General features: G+C 59.7%; 11 protein-coding genes. 7 read left to right on the top strand and 4 right to left on the bottom strand.

The features are described from left to right. The first annotated feature begins 71 nt into the window (after positions 1-71). The 4 genes from AB4P91_RS20025 (at position 72) to AB4P91_RS20010 (ending at position 7,798) form a co-directional block, all read left to right on the top strand. Positions 72-3,179: an efflux RND transporter permease subunit gene (locus tag AB4P91_RS20025; RefSeq protein WP_150597720.1), complete on the top strand. Its 3,108-nt coding sequence runs from the start codon at positions 72-74 to the stop codon at positions 3,177-3,179. Then, a complete protein-coding gene (locus tag AB4P91_RS20020) occupies positions 3,176-4,636 on the top strand; it encodes an efflux transporter outer membrane subunit (RefSeq protein WP_395603493.1) in 1,461 nt (486 codons plus the stop codon). Before AB4P91_RS20025 ends, AB4P91_RS20020 begins: the two co-directional genes overlap by 4 nt. A gap of 216 nt (positions 4,637-4,852) precedes the next feature. Then, complete coding sequence (locus AB4P91_RS20015) at positions 4,853-6,934, top strand: bifunctional diguanylate cyclase/phosphodiesterase (protein ID WP_150687396.1); 2,082 nt, start codon at positions 4,853-4,855, stop codon at positions 6,932-6,934. A 117-nt stretch (positions 6,935-7,051) separates the two neighbouring features. Beyond that, positions 7,052-7,798, top strand: a complete 747-nt coding sequence (locus AB4P91_RS20010; protein WP_150591709.1) for an SDR family oxidoreductase — start codon at positions 7,052-7,054, stop codon at positions 7,796-7,798. Between the two features lie 142 nt (positions 7,799-7,940). Here AB4P91_RS20010 and mapR read toward each other — a convergent pair whose 3' ends face one another. The 3 genes from mapR to AB4P91_RS19995 form a co-directional block, all read right to left on the bottom strand. After that, complete coding sequence (gene mapR / locus AB4P91_RS20005) at positions 7,941-9,350, bottom strand: GntR family transcriptional regulator MpaR (RefSeq protein ID WP_395603492.1); 1,410 nt, start codon at positions 9,348-9,350, stop codon at positions 7,941-7,943. Positions 9,351-9,699: 349 nt separating this feature from the next. After that, the gene (ccoG, locus tag AB4P91_RS20000) at positions 9,700-11,142 is read right to left on the bottom strand and encodes a cytochrome c oxidase accessory protein CcoG (RefSeq protein WP_395603491.1); all 1,443 of its coding nucleotides are present in this window, start codon (positions 11,140-11,142) and stop codon (positions 9,700-9,702) included. A gap of 195 nt (positions 11,143-11,337) precedes the next feature. After that, positions 11,338-11,586 carry a DUF3203 family protein gene (locus AB4P91_RS19995; protein WP_150591712.1) on the bottom strand — a complete coding sequence of 83 codons (249 nt, stop codon included), beginning with the start codon at positions 11,584-11,586 and terminating at the stop codon, positions 11,338-11,340. Positions 11,587-11,708: 122 nt separating this feature from the next. Between AB4P91_RS19995 and AB4P91_RS19990 the strand changes: the two genes are divergently transcribed. Further along, a complete protein-coding gene (locus AB4P91_RS19990; RefSeq protein WP_150591713.1) occupies positions 11,709-12,242 on the top strand; it encodes an MgtC/SapB family protein in 534 nt (177 codons plus the stop codon). A gap of 58 nt (positions 12,243-12,300) precedes the next feature. On the opposite strand, the gene AB4P91_RS19985 is transcribed toward AB4P91_RS19990, so the two are convergent. Continuing rightward, complete coding sequence (locus tag AB4P91_RS19985) at positions 12,301-12,459, bottom strand: hypothetical protein (RefSeq protein WP_191623965.1); 159 nt, start codon at positions 12,457-12,459, stop codon at positions 12,301-12,303. A 218-nt stretch (positions 12,460-12,677) separates the two neighbouring features. On the opposite strand from AB4P91_RS19985, the gene AB4P91_RS19980 reads away from it, so the two are divergent. Next, on the top strand, positions 12,678-14,675 hold the full coding sequence (locus AB4P91_RS19980) for an alpha-1,4-glucan--maltose-1-phosphate maltosyltransferase (RefSeq protein WP_150591714.1): 1,998 nt from the start codon (positions 12,678-12,680) through the stop codon (positions 14,673-14,675). 165 nt (positions 14,676-14,840) lie between these two features. Further along, on the top strand, positions 14,841-18,182 hold the full coding sequence (gene treS, locus AB4P91_RS19975; protein WP_150687393.1) for a maltose alpha-D-glucosyltransferase: 3,342 nt from the start codon (positions 14,841-14,843) through the stop codon (positions 18,180-18,182).

The raw sequence follows: 18,182 nt of genomic DNA, 5'->3' as shown, positions 1-18,182 counted from the left end.
GCGAGCTTCCAGCCTCAAGCTGCAAGATACCTGGGTTTTAGCTTGACGCTTGAAGCCTGGGGCTCGGCGCTATGAATCTTTCTGGTCCTTTCATCAAGCGCCCGGTGGCAACCATGCTCCTGAGCCTGGCGATCATGCTGCTGGGCGGTGTCAGCTTCGGCTTGCTGCCAGTGTCACCGCTGCCGCAAATGGACTTCCCGGTCATCGTGGTGCAGGCGAGCCTGCCCGGCGCCAGCCCGGAAGTCATGGCGTCCACCGTGGCGACGCCGCTGGAGCGTTCGTTCGGCGCGATTGCCGGCGTCAACACCATGAGCAGCCGTTCGAGTCAGGGGTCGACCCGGGTCATTCTGCAATTCGATCTCGACCGCGACATCAACGGCGCGGCGCGGGAAGTGCAAGCCGCGATCAATGCTTCGCGCAATCTGTTGCCGAGCGGGATGCGCAGCATGCCGACCTATAAAAAGGTCAACCCGTCGCAGGCACCGATCATGGTGCTGTCGCTGACCTCGGATGTGCTCGAAAAGGGCCAGCTCTACGATCTGGCGTCGACGATCCTCTCGCAGAGCCTGTCGCAGGTGCAGGGTGTCGGTGAGGTGCAGATCGGCGGCAGCTCGCTCCCGGCAGTGCGCATCGAACTCGAACCGCAGGCACTGAACCAGTACGGTGTGGCGCTCGACGATGTGCGTAAAACCATCGCCGATGCCAACGTGCGCCGGCCGAAAGGCTCGGTCGAGGACGGTCAGCGGCTGTGGCAGATCCAGGCCAACGATCAGTTGGAGAAAGCCAAGGATTACGAATCGCTGATCATCCACTACGCCGATGGTGCCGCGCTGCGCCTGAAGGATGTGGCCAAGGTCAGTGACGGTGTCGAAGACCGTTACAACAGCGGTTTCTTCAACGACGACGCGGCAGTCCTGCTGGTGATCAACCGACAGGCCGGCGCGAACATCATCGAGACGGTCAACGAGATCAAGGCGCAGTTGCCGGCGCTGCAGGCGGTGTTGCCGGCCAGCGTCAAGCTGAATCTGGCGATGGACCGCTCGCCAGTCATCAAGGCAACCCTGCACGAAGCCGAGATGACCCTACTGATCGCCGTGGCGCTGGTGATCCTGGTGGTGTTCCTGTTTCTGGGCAACTTCCGCGCCTCGCTGATTCCGACTTTGGCGGTGCCGGTGTCGCTGGTCGGCACGTTTGCGGTGATGTACCTCTATGGCTTCTCGCTGAACAACCTGTCGCTGATGGCGCTGATTCTCGCCACCGGGCTGGTGGTGGACGATGCCATCGTGGTGCTGGAAAACATTTCCCGGCACATCGACGAAGGTGTCAAACCGATGCAAGCGGCGTATCTGGGCGCCAAAGAAGTCGGCTTTACCTTGCTGTCGATGAACGTGTCGCTGGTCGCGGTGTTCCTGTCGATCCTGTTCATGGGCGGGATTGTCGAGAGCCTGTTCCGCGAGTTTTCCATCACGTTGGCCGCGGCCATTGTGGTCTCGCTGGTGGTGTCCCTGACGTTGACGCCGATGCTCTGTGCGCGGTGGCTCAAGCCGCATACGCCGGGACAGGAAAACCGCCTGCAACGCTGGAGTCGCAGAACCAATGACTGGATGGTCGCCAGGTACGCCACCAGCCTCGACTGGGTGTTGCGCCACCGTCGCCTGACGTTGCTCAGTCTGTTTGTTACCGTTGGCGTCAACGTCGCGCTATACGTAGTGGTGCCGAAAACCTTCATGCCGCAGCAGGACACGGGTCAGTTGATTGGTTTTGTGCGCGGTGACGACGGTCTGTCGTTCAGCGTCATGCAGCCGAAAATGGAGATCTTCCGCCGCGCCGTGCTCAAGGACGAAGCGGTAGAGAGTGTCGCCGGGTTCATCGGTGGCAGCAACGGCACCAATAACGCCTTCATGCTGGTGCGTCTGAAACCGATCAAGGATCGCCAGTTGTCGGCGCAGAAGGTTATCGAGCGCCTGCGCAAGGAAATGCCCAAGGTGCCCGGTGCGCAACTGATGCTGATGGCGGACCAGGACCTGCAATTTGGCGGTGGCCGCGAGCAAACCTCGTCGCAGTACAGCTACATCCTGCAAAGCGGCGACCTCGGTGAACTGCGTAAGTGGTATCCGAAAGTGGTCGCCGCGCTGCGAGCCTTGCCGGAGCTGACGGCCATTGACGCTCGTGAAGGCAAGGGTGCGCAGCAAGTGACCTTGATCGTTGATCGTGATCAGGCCAAACGCCTTGGCATCGACATGGACATGGTCACCTCGGTGCTCAACAACGCTTATAGCCAACGGCAGATTTCGACGATCTACGACAGCCTCAACCAATATCAAGTGGTGATGGAGGTCAATCAGAAATACGCCCAGGACCCGGTGACGCTCAAGCAAGTGCAGGTGATCACCGCTGACGGTGCGCGCGTGCCGCTGTCGACGTTTGCTCACTATGAAAACAGCCTCGAAGACGATCGCGTCAGCCACGAAGGTCAGTTCGCCTCCGAAGATATTGCCTTCGACATGGCCGAAGGCGTGACGGTGGAGCAGGGCAGTGCCGCCATCGAGCGCGCGATTGCCAAGGTCGGCTTGCCGGAAGATGTCATCGCGAAAATGGCCGGCACCGCCGATGCCTTTGCCGCGACCCAGAAAAGCCAGCCATTCATGATTCTTGGCGCGCTGCTGGCGGTGTATCTGGTGCTGGGCGTGCTCTATGAAAGCTACATCCATCCGCTGACGATTCTGTCGACGCTGCCCTCGGCCGGGGTTGGCGCGTTGCTGTCGATCTATGCGCTGGGGGGTGAGTTCAGCCTGATTTCGTTGCTCGGGTTGTTCCTGCTGATCGGCGTGGTGAAGAAAAACGCGATCCTGATGATCGACCTCGCGCTGCAACTGGAACGTCATCAGGGCATGACTCCGCTGGAGTCGATCCGCAGCGCGTGTTTGCAACGGCTGCGACCTATCCTGATGACCACGCTGGCGGCGATCCTCGGTGCCTTGCCGTTACTACTCAGCCGCGCCGAAGGTGCCGAAATGCGCCAGCCATTGGGCCTGACCATCATCGGCGGGCTGATTTTCAGCCAGGTGCTGACGCTTTACACCACGCCTGTGGTTTACCTCTATCTCGACAAGCTGCGCCATCGCTTCAACAAATGGCGTGGCGTGCGTACTGATGCCGCTCTGGAAACTCCGCTATGACTGACCGTTCGCTTTTCAATCTGGCCACTGCTCGCGGCTCGCGCCTGTTGAGCCTGTCATTGTGTGTGGCAATGCTCAGTGCCTGCGCCGTCGGCCCGGACTACCAGCGCCCGCAGACAGCGCAAATCGCTCAATACAAGGAAGCCGAAGGCTGGCGCCAGGCCAACCCGAGCGATTCGCTGGCCCGCGGCGCGTGGTGGGAGCTGTACGGCGATCGGCAACTCAACGGTCTGATCGAGAAACTCAACAATGCCAACCAGACGGTCGCGCAATCGGAAGCCCAATACCGTCAGGCCCAGGCCTTGGTCCGCAGTGCGCGTGGAGCGTTTTACCCCAGTGTCGACCTGAGCCTTGGCAAGACCCGCTCCAGTCAGGGCACCGGCAGCAGCAGTTCGAGCCTGAGCAGTTCCTCCAGCGGTATTCGCGATACCTACAACGCGCAATTGGGCGTCAGTTGGGAAGCAGACATCTGGGGTAAGCTGCGCCGCGGGCTGCAAGCCGATGAGGCCAGTGCCCAGGCGAGTTTTGCCGATCTGGCGGCGATGCGTCTGAGCCAGCAGTCGGAGCTGGTGCAGAATTACCTGCAACTGCGGGTGATCGATCAGCAGAAGCGTTTGCTCGAAGCCACGGTTGCGGCGTATGAGCGTTCGCTGAAAATGACCCAGAACCAATACCGCGCGGGCGTTTCCGGGCGTGATGCGGTCGCCCAGGCGCAGACGCAACTGAAAAGCACCCAGGCTGATCTGGTCGATCTCATCTGGCAGCGGGCGCAGTTTGAAAACGCCATTGCCGTGCTGACCGGACAAGCGCCGGCAAACTTCGACATTGCCGAAACCCAGACCATTCCGAACCTGCCTCAGGTGCCGCTGAACCTGCCTTCGCAACTGCTTGAGCGGCGCCCGGATATCGCCTCGGCCGAGCGCTCGGTGATTGCCGCCAACGCCAACATCGGCGTCGCCAAAGCCGCGTATTACCCGGATCTGTCGCTGAGTCTGGGCGGTGGCTACAGCAGCAGTACGTCAAACGACCTGATCAGCCTGCCGAACCGCTTCTGGTCGGTGGGACCGAAACTGAACTTGCCACTGTTCGACGGCGGCATACGTTCGGCAGAGGTCGACCGTACCGAAGCGGTGTACGACCAGACGGTGGCCAAGTACCGGCAGACGGTGCTCGATGGTTTCCGCGAGGTGGAAAACTATCTCGTGCAACTCAAGGTGTATGAGGACGAGGCGGCGGTGCGCCAGGAAGCGCTGGATGCTGCCCGTGATTCGCTGCGCCTCACGGAAAACCAGTACAAGGCCGGGCTGATTGCCTATATCGACGTCGTGGTGGTGCAGGCCACGGCGCTGAGTAACGAACGCAATGTGCTGAATATCCTGCAGAACCGGCTGATTGCCAGCGTGCAACTGATTGCTGCGTTGGGCGGTGGATGGGATGGGGACTTGCCCGCCGAATGACTGTGTAGGCGCAGCCTTCGGCAGCGCCTGCAAGGGGTTTTTTGGGGGCGGTGATTAGCGCGCCAGAGCCTTGTAGGACGATCAAACAAGCGTTTCATCGGGTTGATGGCAAAATGGTTACTTTGTCAGTGCGTTCTGCTGTGCAATCAGTACAATCGCCGCATTTGCCCGACCGAGAATGGACGCAAGCCGGTATGGGTAGCCTCGAGAATTCGCATGCTCATCGGTAGTTATTCCTCCACTCTGGTTTTCATCTCGCTGTGTGTCGCAATTCTCGCTTCGTACACCGCGCTCGACCTCACTGGCCGCATCACCACTGCCAAGGGCCGTGCCGTGCATTTCTGGACTGCCGGTGGTGGTTTCGCCATGGGCATTGGCGTCTGGTCAATGCACTTCATCGGCATGCTCGCCTTCAAGCTGCCGATCGAACTTGGCTACGATATCGCCCTCACGGCGCTGTCGCTGCTGATCGCGGTGCTGTCTTGTGGTTTTGCCTTGTGGCTGGTGAGTCAGCCGAAACTGCCCGTTCTGCAATTGGCGTTTGGCGCGCTGATCATGGGCGCCGGCATCAGTGCCATGCATTACACCGGCATGGCGGCGATGCGCATGACCCCGGGAATCGACTACGATCCGACGCTGTTCAGTGCGTCCTTGTTGATTGCGGTCGGTGCTTCTGCGGCGGCGCTGTGGATCGCGTTTCGCCTGCGCCAGCATTCGCCCTATGTCCGTTTGATTCGCGCTGGCGCTGCGGTGATCATGGGCCTCGCGATTGTCGGCATGCATTACACCGGCATGGCCGCCGCGCAGTTTCCGGACGGCAGTTTCTGCGGCGCGGCGATCAATGGCCTGAAAGGCAATGGCCTCGACAGTCTCGTGCTGATCACCACGCTGGCGGTGCTCTCGATTGCCTTGCTGACCTCGATACTCGATGCGCGTCTTGAAGCGCGCACCGCCGATCTGGCGCACTCCTTGACCGTGGCCAACCGCGAACTCACGCAACTGGCGCTGCACGACACCCTGACCGGGCTGCCCAATCGCATGCTGCTGGACGACCGCATCAATCAGGCGATGAAAAAGGTCAACGAGCAGGGTGGCTGCTTTGCACTGATGTTCATTGATCTGGACGGCTTCAAACCGGTCAATGACGCATTCGGCCATCACATGGGTGATCAACTGTTGCGTGAAGTGGGCGTGCGTCTGCGCGAAGATTTGCGCAGCCTCGACACGCTGGCGCGGATCGGCGGTGATGAATTCGTCTTGCTGGTGCGCCTGACCGAGCCTGACGACGCCTTGGGCCTGGCAGCACGCCAGGTCGGGCTGATCGCGCAGCCATTTCACGTGGCTGAACATGACTTGCAGATTTCCGCCAGCATCGGCATCGCCCTCTACCCTGGTAATGGCGAGAGTGCTCAGGAATTGCTGATGAACGCCGACGCGGCGATGTACCACGCCAAGGGAGGTGGCAAAAACGGCTACAGTTTCTTCGACGTATCGATGAATACCAATGCGCGCAAACAGTTGCAATTGCTGCAGGATTTGCGCGCAGCGCTGGAACATGGCCAGTTCAGCCTGCATTACCAACCCAAATTCGACGCCGCCAACGGTCGACCGGTCGGCGCCGAAGCGCTGCTACGCTGGCAGCACCCGATCCACGGCATGCTGATGCCAGCCAAATTCATCGATCTGGCGGAGAAAACCGGAGTCATCATCCCGATCGGCGAATGGGTGCTCAACGAAGCCTGCCGACAGATGCGCGAGTGGTACGTGCTCGGCTACACCGACTGGCGCATCGCGGTGAACCTGTCGGCGTTGCAGTTCTGCCATGCAGGGCTGGTGCGCAGCGTTGCCAAGGCGCTGGCGACTCACCAGTTGCCGGCCAACAGCCTGACCCTGGAAATCACCGAAACCACGGCAATGAGTGACGCCGACGCGAGCATGACGGTGTTGCAGGAGTTGTCGGACATGGGCGTCGATTTGTCCATTGATGACTTTGGCACCGGCTATTCGAGCCTGATGTACCTCAAACGCCTGCCGGCCAACGAGTTGAAGATCGACCGTGGCTTTGTCCGCGATCTGGAGCATGACAGCGACGACGCTGCGATCGTTTCGGCGATTGTCGCGTTGGGCCAGGCGCTGGATTTGCGCATCGTTGCTGAAGGTGTTGAAACGGATTCGCAGCAGGATTTCCTGACGCAACTGGGTTGCGATTCGTTGCAGGGGTATCTGCTGGGGCATCCGCTGCCGGCGGATCAGTTCATGCGTGACATTGCCCGGGGCGAGAAGCTCGCGGTGATCTGACGCCATAACCCCGGTTCTTTGGGGCAAGCCCGGACGCAACACGGTCCATGCAAAACCGGCCAATGGCGGTTATTCTTCCCCGCGACGGTTACGTGTGCATTTGGGGGAAAGGCCAGCATGGATAAAGTCATTGTGATCACCGGTGGCGGGCGCGGAATTGGCGCCGCCACGGCGTTGTTGGCTGCCGGACAGGGTTATCGGATCTGCATCAACTACCAGTCAGACGAACAGGCCGCGCACAGCGTGCTGCAGCAAGTCCGTGCGCTGGGCGCACACGCCATCGCGGTGCGCGCCGACGTCAGCATCGAAGACGAAGTGATCGCGCTGTTTCACCGGGTCGACACCGAACTGGGCCGAGTGACCGCGTTGGTGAACAACGCCGGCACCGTCGGGCAAAAGTCGCGTGTCGATGAGATGTCCGAATTCCGCATCCTCAAAATCATGAAAACCAACGTCCTGGCGCCGATCCTCTGTGCCAAGCACGCCATCCTGCGCATGTCGCCCAAACACGGCGGGCAGGGCGGCAGCATCGTCAATGTGTCGTCGGTGGCGGCGCGCCTCGGTTCGCCGAATGAATACGTTGACTACGCGGCCTCCAAAGGCGCGCTCGATACCTTCACCATTGGTTTATCCAAAGAAGTGGCGGGCGAGGGGATTCGAGTCAACGCAGTGCGTCCGGGTTACATCTACACCGATTTCCATGCGCTGAGCGGCGATCCGGATCGGGTCAGCAAACTGGAATCGGCAATCCCGATGGCCCGTGGCGGGCGCCCGGATGAGGTGGCGGAGGCGATTATCTGGTTGCTGTCGGACAAGGCTTCGTACGCGACCGGGACGTTTGTTGATTTGGGGGGCGGACGCTAGATCGGCGGTGCCTGGTCTGCCCTTATCGCTGGCAAGCCAGCTCCCACAGGATTCGATGTCGCTCACAAATTGCGTGTTCAACACAAATCACTGTGGGAGCTGGCTTGCCCGCGATGAGAGCGGCGCTATCAACCTCAAACCTTCAGAACGACCGCACAATCCGCCCCAGCGTCTCCATCGCTCTCTCCGAATCCTCGGTCCACGGGCTGCCGTAATTCAAGCGAATACAGTTCCTGAAGCGCTGCGTCGGCGAGAATATCGGCCCCGGCGCGATGCTGATGCCTTGCGCCAGCGCCATCTGAAACAACTTCAACGAATCCATCTGCGGTGGCAATTCCAGCCATAAAAAGTAGCCGCCCGCCGGCTGACTGACCCGTGTCTGCGCCGGGAAGTACCGGGCAATCGCCGCCAGCATCGCGCTTTGCTGTTCTTCCAGCGCATAGCGCAATTTACGCAGGTGCCGGTCGTAGCCGCCGTGTTGCAGGTAGTCGGCAATCGCCGCTTGCGCCGGCATCGAGGCGCACAGCGAGGTCATCAGTTTCAGCCGTTCGATTTTCTGCGCGTAGCGCCCGGCTGCGACCCAGCCGATGCGATAGCCGGGGGCCAGACTCTTGGCGAACGAACCGCAATGCATCACCAGCCCTTCGGTATCGAAGGCCTTGGCCGGTTTTGGCGCCTGCTGGCCGTAATAGAGCTCGGCGTAGACGTCGTCTTCGATCAGCGGCACTTGATGGTGGCGCAACAGTTCGACCAGTTCCTGTTTCTTGGCCTCGGGCATGGTCGCGCCCATCGGATTCTGGAAACTGGTCATGCACCAGCAGGCCTTGATCGGATGGCGTTCCAGCGTCTGCGCGAGCACGCCGAGGTCGATACCGTCGCGCGGGTGCACGGGGATTTCCACGGCTTTGAGTTTCAGTCGTTCCAGCACTTGCAGGCTGGCGTAGAACGCCGGGGCTTCGATGGCCACCAGATCGCCGGGTTCGGTGACCGCTTGCAGGCACAGGTTCAGCGCTTCGAGGGCACCGTTAGTGATCAGCAGTTCTTCCATCGGCAGCATCAAGCCGCCGACCATGTAACGCAGGGCGATCTGTCGACGCAGTTGCGGGTTGCCCGGCGACATGTCGGTGACGACCATGCGCGGGTCCATCTCCCGCGCGGCGCTGGCCAGTGACCGCGACAGCCGTTGCAACGGGAACAGCGTCGGGCTGGGGAATGCCGAGCCGAATGGCACGGTGCTGGGGTCCTTGATCGACTCCAGCACCGAGAACACCAGTTCGCTGACATCGACTTCGGTGGAATCGTTGACGTGGCTGCTGATGACCGGCTCCGAGAACGGGCTCGGTGCGTGGGTGTTGACGAAGTAACCGGAGCGGGGTCGTGCGCGAATCAGGCCGCGACGTTCGAGCAGGTAATAGGCCTGGAACACCGTGGACGGGCTGACGCCGTAAGTCTGGCTGGCGTAGCGCACCGACGGCACGCGCTGGCCGGGGCCCAGGACGCCGGAGCGGATCAGTTCAGCAATGTCTTCGGCGAATTTTTCGTAGCGTTTCATCGAGGGCCTTGGTGCTTGTTGGTTGTGTGGGGTGCCAGGCAACTGCCCCTCACCCTAGCCCTCTCCCAGAGGGAGAGGGGACTGACCGTGTTGAATGTTGCAAGTACGCCGACTTGAAGGATCATCGGTGAACTCGGGTCCTGAAAAGCGCCGAAAACGACTGCCTTTTCTCTCATTCCAACCGTTTCCCAAAGGGAGAGGGAACTGGCTGTGTTGAATGTTGGAAATACGAGCTTACCTAAATCTATGACCGACTCGGTCGCCCAGGTCGATGCACAACGAAAGACACTTCGGTCGGCCCCCTCTACCTCTGGGAGAGGGCTGGGATGAGGGCAGAGATTCTAACGACTCAGCGATTCATCGGCGCGACAAACCTGCTTTTCGCCACGCTATAAACCTCAGGCTCGTCGCTGTCGGCAATCTTGAAACTCAAGGTCTGCGAACTGCTGCTCGGCCGCTCCGTGGTCATCGCCACCGACACCGGTACATCGACAATCTCACCCGGCGCCAGGCTCAGTTCGGTTTTGCCTTGCAGCTGGAAGCCCTCGCCGTCGACCAGGCTCAGCTGGTAATCCTGACGCTGCTGGGTCTTGTTGATGACTTTGAGGCTGTAGATGTTTTCGATCTGGCCCTGACCGTTTTCGCGGAACAATCCGCGATCCTTGGTCACGTCCAGCGACACCATCGGCCGCTCCACCAAGGCCAATGCCAGTGCGCCGATCATCACCAGCAGTACCGCCACGTAACCGACCAGCCGTGGTCGCAACAGATGTGTTTTGCCGCCCTGCAATTCGCGCTCGGAACTGTAGCGGATCAAGCCGCGTGGGTAGTTCATCTTGTCCATGATCGAATCACAGGCGTCGATGCACGCCGCGCAACCGATGCACTCCATCTGCAAACCATCACGAATGTCGATACCGGTCGGGCACACCTGCACGCACAACTGGCAGTCGATGCAATCGCCCAGCCCGGCCTCGAGCGGTTTTACATCACGTTTACGCGGGCCACGGTTTTCGCCGCGGGCCACGTCGTAGGAAATAGTCAGGGTGTCCTTATCGAACATCACGCTCTGGAACCGCGCATACGGGCACATGTGCATGCACACGGCTTCGCGCAGCCAGCCGGCATTGATGTACGTCGCGGCAGTGAAGAACAGCACCCAGAACAGGCTGACCCCGCCGATTTGCAGGGTCAGCAACTCTTCGGCCAGCGGCCGGATCGGCGTGAAGTAACCAACGAAAGTCAGACCGGTGAGCACGCTGATCGCCAGCCACAAGGTGTGCTTGGCCGCGCGGCGCGCCAGTTTGTTCAAGCCCCAGGGCGCGGCTTGCAGCTTGATCCGTTGGTTGCGCTCGCCCTCGGTGATCTTTTCGCACCACATGAAGATCCACGTCCACGAACTCTGCGGGCAGGTGTAACCACACCAGACCCGTCCGGCGAAGACGGTGATCGCGAAGAGGCCGAACGCGGCGATGATCAACAGGGCCGAGAGCAGAATGAAATCCTGCGGCCAGAAGGTCGCGCCGAAAATGTGAAATTTGCTTTCCGCCATGTCCCACAACACCGCCTGACGACCACCCCAGTTCAACCACACCGTGCCAAAGAACAGCAAAAACAGAAACCCCGCGCCGCTCATGCGCAGGGTGCGAAAAAGGCCGGTGAAACTGCGGGTGTGAATCTGGTTGTCGCTGGACTTGGCCGTCGCCTTCATTGGGCGTGCGGGCACCTTTTTTATATGAGGAGCTAGGGTGGGGGTTGCTTCTACGGTTCGGACGGGGATTTGTTCGCTCATGGTCATTCGCTCATCAGCCTCCATCAGGCCGATGAACTATGAGCGTCGATCTGTTTGCATAACAGACTCAGCTAATTCAATAAAAACCGTATCAGATGAACTTTAAAGCCACGCCTGCGACAACTTGAAGCAGCCCGCAGACTAGGGCGCAAACGTCTGAACCAGACGTTTGCGTGAAGTGTTGATCAAAGTCAATCAAATCACCGAATCACCGGTGTCGGCTTTCAGATGTTTACGCCCATCCTTGGCACCTGCAACGGTCAAGGCGTCGGCCTCTGCTTCGGTGATGTAGACGCGCCGCGCTTCGATTTCTACGAATGACATGGCTTTTTCGCTATCTGTGTTGACCTCAAGGGTGTCGCAGATGCGAATCTCCTCGCCATTTTCAACAGTAAAAAAACACACTTTATTCTCGGGATTGGATTCATCGATTCGAACGGTCATGGAGCGGTCCTTTTTTCACGGGTGTCTGAAAGGTTAGGGCACGGGACTCGCAGATCGTTCTGCGCAACTGATTAATGGTCGCCGCTGTCCATCGCTTATCAAGCCATAACAAGGACTGCACGATGAACGCGTGGTGGGAAGAGGTGCTGGAAACGCTGCAAGCAGAATTCGCCGACATTGGCGATGCGTCGCAACTGACAAGAATTACCGTACGGCTGCTGATGGCGGCAATACTCGGTGGGATCCTCGGTTTTGAGCGCGAACACAAGGGCAAGGCGGCCGGGGTGCGAACGCACATGCTGGTGGCGTTGGGTGCGGCGCTGTTTGTGCTGGTACCGCAGACCTCGGGCGCAGAGGCCGACGCCATGAGTCGGGTGGTCCAGGGGATCATTGCCGGTATCGGGTTTCTCGGGGCAGGCACTATCCTGAAAAATCAGGAGGGTGATGAAGGCCACGTCAAAGGACTCACCACTGCCGCCGGCCTTTGGATGACCGCCGCCATTGGTGTGGCGGCAGGCATGGGCAAAGAAGCAACGGCGGTGCTCAGCACCCTGTTGGCGTTAGGTATTTTCAGCGTGATGCCGCGGATCGTGCGTGTTTTCGAGAAGGACGATCAGAATTTCGAGAAAGATGAGCAGAAAAACGATCGTCTGTAGTGTCTTTGGTGGATGTTCCCACGCAGCGCGTGGGAACGATTGTCGCGATTGATGCGTGTCAGACAATCACTGGCGGCATCGTCGACGGTGGCTCTTCCTTGGGTGGTGGGAGGGTGCCGGGCGGCTCCTGCTCGGGGATCGGTTGCGGCTCGGTCTCGGGAATGGCCGGGTTGTCGATGTTCGGATCGGGCGTTTCCGCCGGGAATGGGTTGTTCATCAGGTAGACCTCCGTGTGGCACATGGCGTGAGAAGTGCTTAAGTGGATTGACCACCTCGCGACGAATTCGATCCGCCGGTTCAAACAGACAAATCGCTGTGAACTTTTCTCTGCCGCGGTCGCTCGGAACCTAAGTGAGTTCATTCCGGGGCAGGTGCTTTGTTGTGAAGACTGAACCGGCACAAGAGCGTCCTTGGGGCGTACAGGAGAGATGCTCGATGACTGCTGAAAAACCCTCAGAGCTGAGCTACAACCCGCACATGCCGCTGTCGCAGGCATTGCTGCTGCCTCGCATTGTTATCGAAGACACCATGCCAACCCTTGATGGCGGCCAGTTCGCCGTGAAGTCGATTGCCGGGCGCGACGTGATCGTTACCAGCAAGGTGTTTGCCGACGGTCATGACAAGCTCGCCGTGCGCATTCGCTGGCGCGAGGAAGGTCAGGAAACCTGGCAAAGCGAAGTCATGTCGGAGCTGGGCAACAACGGCTGGCGTGGCAGTTTCCGCCCGGAACACCAAGGGCGATTCGTGTATTGCGTCGAAGCGTGGATCGACCATTTCGCCAGTTTCCAGTACGAACTGGAAAAGAAGCACAACGCCGCCGTCCCGGTTTCACTGGAGCTGCAAGAAGGTCGCAGCATGGTGCAACACGCCGCCGAGCGCAGTGAAGGTCAGCTCAGCGAACACCTGGCCGCGCTGCACCATGAACTGTCCGGTCTGCTCGAAACCGAGCAAGTCGCGCTGTTTCTGCACTCGCGCAGTGCGCAACTGATGGCCCAGGCGGATCACCGCGCTTATCTGAGCGTCAGCGCCGAATTCCCGATGGATGTCGAGCGCGAACTGGCCGAATTCGCCAGTTGGTATGAGTTGTTTCCACGCTCGATCACCGATGATCCCAACCGCCACGGCACCTTCAATGACGTGCACTCGCGGTTGCCGATGATTCAGGACATGGGTTTCGACGTGCTGTACTTCACGCCGATCCACCCGATTGGCCGCGCCCACCGCAAGGGTCGCAACAATTCCCTGACGGCTGGGCCGGATGATCCGGGCAGCCCGTACGCCATCGGTAGCGAGGAGGGTGGCCACGAGGCGATTCACTCGCAACTCGGCACGCGTGAGGATTTCCGTCGGCTGGTGGCTGCGGCGGCCGATCATGGTCTTGAAATTGCCCTCGATTTCGCGATCCAGTGTTCCCAGGATCACCCGTGGCTCAAACAGCATCCGGGCTGGTTCAACTGGCGGCCGGACGGCACCATCAAATATGCGGAAAACCCGCCGAAGAAATATCAGGACATCGTCAACGTCGACTTTTATGCCCCGGACGCGATCCCGAGTCTGTGGGTCGAGCTGCGCGACATTGTCATTGGCTGGGTCGAGGAGGGCGTGAAGATCTTTCGCGTCGACAATCCGCACACCAAGCCGCTGCCGTTCTGGCAATGGCTGATTGCCGACGTGCGGGCGCTGCACCCGGAAGTGATCTTCCTCGCCGAAGCCTTCACCACGCCGGCAATGATGGCGCGCTTGGGCAAGGTCGGTTACACCCAGAGCTACACCTATTTCACCTGGCGCAACACCAAGGCCGAATTGGCCGCGTACTTCACCGAGCTGAACGAATCGCCGTGGCGCGAATGCTACCGACCGAACTTCTTCGTCAATACGCCCGACATTAACCCGGCGTTCTTGCATGAATCCGGGCGCCCGGGCTTTCTCATACGTGCGGCGCTGGCGACCATGGGTTCAGGCCTGTGGGGCATGTATTCAGGGTTTGAACTCTGTGAAGCGGCGCCGGTGCCGGGCAAGGAGGAGTACCTCGATTCCGAGAAATACGAGATCCGCGTCCGCGATTTCAACGCGCCGGGCAACATCATTGCCGAAATTGCTCAGCTCAACCGCATCCGTCGCCAAAACCCTGCGCTGCATACCCATCTGGGTTTGCAGGTCTACAACGCGTGGAACGACAACATTCTGTACTTCGGCAAACGCAGCGCCGATGGCAGCAATTTCATTCTGGTGGCGGTGAGCCTTGATCCGCATAACGTTCAGGAAGCGAATTTCGAGCTGCCGTTGTGGGAAATGGGCCTGCCGGACGATGCAACCACCCACGGCGAAGACTTGATGAACGGGCACCGCTGGGACTGGCATGGCAAGTACCAGTTCATGCGCCTTGATCCGGCGTATCAGCCATTCGGCATCTGGCGGATCAGTCATTCCTGAGCCCGACAACTATCAAATGTGGGAGCTGGCTCGCCAGCGATTGCGTTCTGGCAGCTTGCTTGTTTATCGCTGAACCACCGCTATCGCTGGCAAGCCAGCTCCCACAATGAACACCCTTTTTTCAGGACGCCGGTTGGCTTCCAGAATTGAACGCAGGAGTTTCACATGGCGAAGAAACCCAAGGCAGCCACCTTTATCAAAGACCCGCTCTGGTACAAGGATGCGGTGATTTATCAAGTTCACGTCAAATCGTTTTTCGACTCTAACAACGACGGGATCGGCGACTTTCCCGGCCTGATCGCCAAACTCGATTACATTGCCGAACTCGGCGTCAACACCATCTGGCTGCTGCCGTTCTATCCCTCGCCACGTCGTGACGACGGCTACGACATCGCTGAATATCGCGGCGTGCACAGCGATTACGGGACCATGGCCGACGCCAAGCGCTTCATCGCTGAGGCGCATAAGCGCGGTTTGCGCGTGATCACCGAGCTGGTCATCAACCACACTTCCGACCAGCACCCGTGGTTCCAGCGGGCGCGCAAGGCCAAACCCGGTTCGGCGGCGCGAGACTTCTACGTGTGGTCGGACGACGACCAGAAATACGACGGCACGCGAATCATTTTCCTCGACACCGAAAAGTCCAACTGGACCTGGGACCCGGTCGCCGGCCAGTACTTCTGGCACCGTTTCTATTCCCACCAGCCGGACCTGAATTTCGACAACCCGCAAGTGATGAAAGCGGTCCTGTCGGTGATGCGCTACTGGCTGGACATGGGCATCGACGGTCTGCGTCTGGACGCGATTCCCTACCTGATCGAGCGCGATGGCACCAACAACGAAAACCTTCCGGAAACCCACGACGTCCTCAAGCAGATCCGCGCCGAAATCGACGCCAACTACCCGGACCGCATGCTGCTCGCCGAGGCCAACCAATGGCCGGAAGACACTCAACTGTATTTCGGTGACACCGACGCCGAAGGCCTGAATGGCGACGAATGCCACATGGCTTTCCACTTCCCGTTGATGCCGCGCATGTACATGGCGCTGGCCCAGGAAGACCGCTTTCCGATCACCGACATTTTGCGCCAGACGCCGGAAATTCCCGCGAACTGTCAGTGGGCGATTTTCCTGCGTAACCACGATGAACTGACGTTGGAAATGGTGACCGACAAGGAGCGCGATTACCTGTGGAATTACTACGCGGCTGACCGTCGCGCGCGAATCAACCTCGGTATTCGCCGACGTCTGGCGCCGTTGATGGAGCGCGACCGTCGTCGCGTCGAGTTGCTCAACAGCCTGCTGCTGTCGATGCCGGGCACGCCAACCCTGTATTACGGCGATGAAATCGGCATGGGCGACAACATCTACCTCGGTGACCGTGACGGTGTGCGCACGCCGATGCAGTGGTCGATCGACCGTAACGGCGGCTTCTCCCGCGCCGACCCGGCCAGTCTGGTGCTGCCACCAATCATGGACCCGCAATACGGTTACCTGTCGGTCAACGTCGAAACCCAGGCCGGCGACCCGCACTCGCTGTTGAACTGGACGCGGCGCATGCTCGCGGTACGTAAACAGTCCAAGGCGTTCGGGCGCGGCACGTTGAAGATGCTTTCGCCGAGCAACCGGCGGATTCTGGCCTACACCCGCGAATTCACCGATGCCGATGGCAAACACGAGATTATTCTTTGCGTGGCTAACGTATCGCGCAGTGCTCAGGCAGCGGAGCTCGACCTCTCTGCCTACACCGGGATGGTGCCGGTGGAAATGCTCGGCGGTAATGCTTTTCCGCCAATTGGCCAGTTGAATTTCCTTCTGACCCTGGCGCCTTACGGCTTCTACTGGTTCGCCCTGGCGACCGAAAACCAGATGCCGAGCTGGCACGTCGAACCGGTGCAAAGCCTGCCGGACTTCACCACGCTAGTACTGAAAAAGCGTATGGAAGAACTGCTCGAAGCGCCGTCCCGCACGACGCTGGAGCAGAGCATTCTGCCGAGCTGGCTGCAAAACCGTCGCTGGTTCGCCGGCAAGGATGCGGCCATCGAAAAGGTCAATCTGGCTTATGGGGTGCGGTTTGGCGATGCGCAGCAACCCGTGTTGCTCAGCGAAATCGAAGTCACCAGTGGTGGCCAGACCAGCCGATATCAGCTGCCGTTCGGCTTTATCGCCGAAGATTACGTCGGGCCACCGTTGCCGCAGCAATTGGCACTGGCCCGCGTGCGCCGGGTTCGTCAGGTCGGCTTGATCACTGACGCCTTCAGCCTCGAAGGGTTTGTTCATGCGGTGCTGCAAGGCATGCAGAACAACACTGTGCTGGAATCGTCCGAGGGCGAGATTCGTTTCGCACCGACGGCGCATCTGGAAAAACTCAACCTGGGCGCCGACTCTGAAGTGCGTTATCTGTCGGCCGAGCAATCCAACAGTTCCGTGGTGATCGGCAATAGCCTGGTGCTTAAGCTGATCCGTAAAGTAGCGTCTGGCGTACACCCTGAACTGGAGATGAGCGCTTACCTGACCGCTGCCGGATTTGCCAATATCTCACCGCTGCTGGGCTCGGTGATTCGCCGCGACGCCCAGGGCGAAGATAATCTGCTGATGATTGCCCAAGGTTATTTGAGCAATCAGGGCGATGCGTGGGAATGGACGCAGAACAACCTCGAACGGGCATTGCGCGATGAATTGGCCGACTCCATGTCCGAGCAGGATCAGCATTACAACGCTTTGGGCGAACTGAGGGATTTTGCCGGTATGCTCGGTCAGCGCCTCGGTGAGATGCACCAGATGCTGGCCGCGCCGACCGACAACGCCGATTTTGCGCCACAGGTGAGTTCGGCCAAGGATATGCAGGCGACCGGCAAGGATGTCGTGTCTCAGGTCGAGCATGCGCTGAAACTCTTGAAGCAACATCAAGGGCAACTCAGTGCTGCGGATCAGAAACTCGTCGCACGGCTGCTCGACGAGAAGAAAACCATTCTTGCCCACGTGCAGGATCTGGCGAAAAAAGCCGCGGGTGGTTTGCGTATTCGTGTCCACGGTGACTTGCACCTGGGCCAGGTGCTGGTGATCAAGGGCGATGCCTATCTGATCGATTTCGAAGGTGAGCCTGCGCGACCACTGAGCGAACGCCGTGGCAAGCATAGTCCGTACAAGGATGTCAGCGGTGTGCTGCGTTCTTTCGATTACGCCGCCGCGATGACCATCAACGTGCACAACGTTGATCACAGCGCGGAATCCGAAGACGCTCGCCGTCGCGTGGCGCAACGGTATCTGCTTGAGGCGCGCGCAGCATTTGTCGAGGCATATCGCCAAGCGACAGCTAGTCTTGATCATGCCTGGCAGGATCCTGAAGGTGCCGACGCCGCGCTTGCGCTGTTCGGTCTGGAGAAGGCGGCCTATGAAGTGGCCTATGAAGCCGAAAATCGCCCCACGTGGCTGCCCGTGCCGTTGCACGGTTTGTATGGGTTATTGACGGGGCTTAAACCCTTTTCCGATCTTGGTGGAGAGTAG

This window comes from Pseudomonas sp. B21128 (genome assembly GCF_044218865.1).
Lineage (GTDB): Bacteria > Pseudomonadota > Gammaproteobacteria > Pseudomonadales > Pseudomonadaceae > Aquipseudomonas > Aquipseudomonas iridis.
Note: the sequence above shows the minus strand (reverse complement) of the source record. Positions and strands in the feature narration are given on the sequence as shown.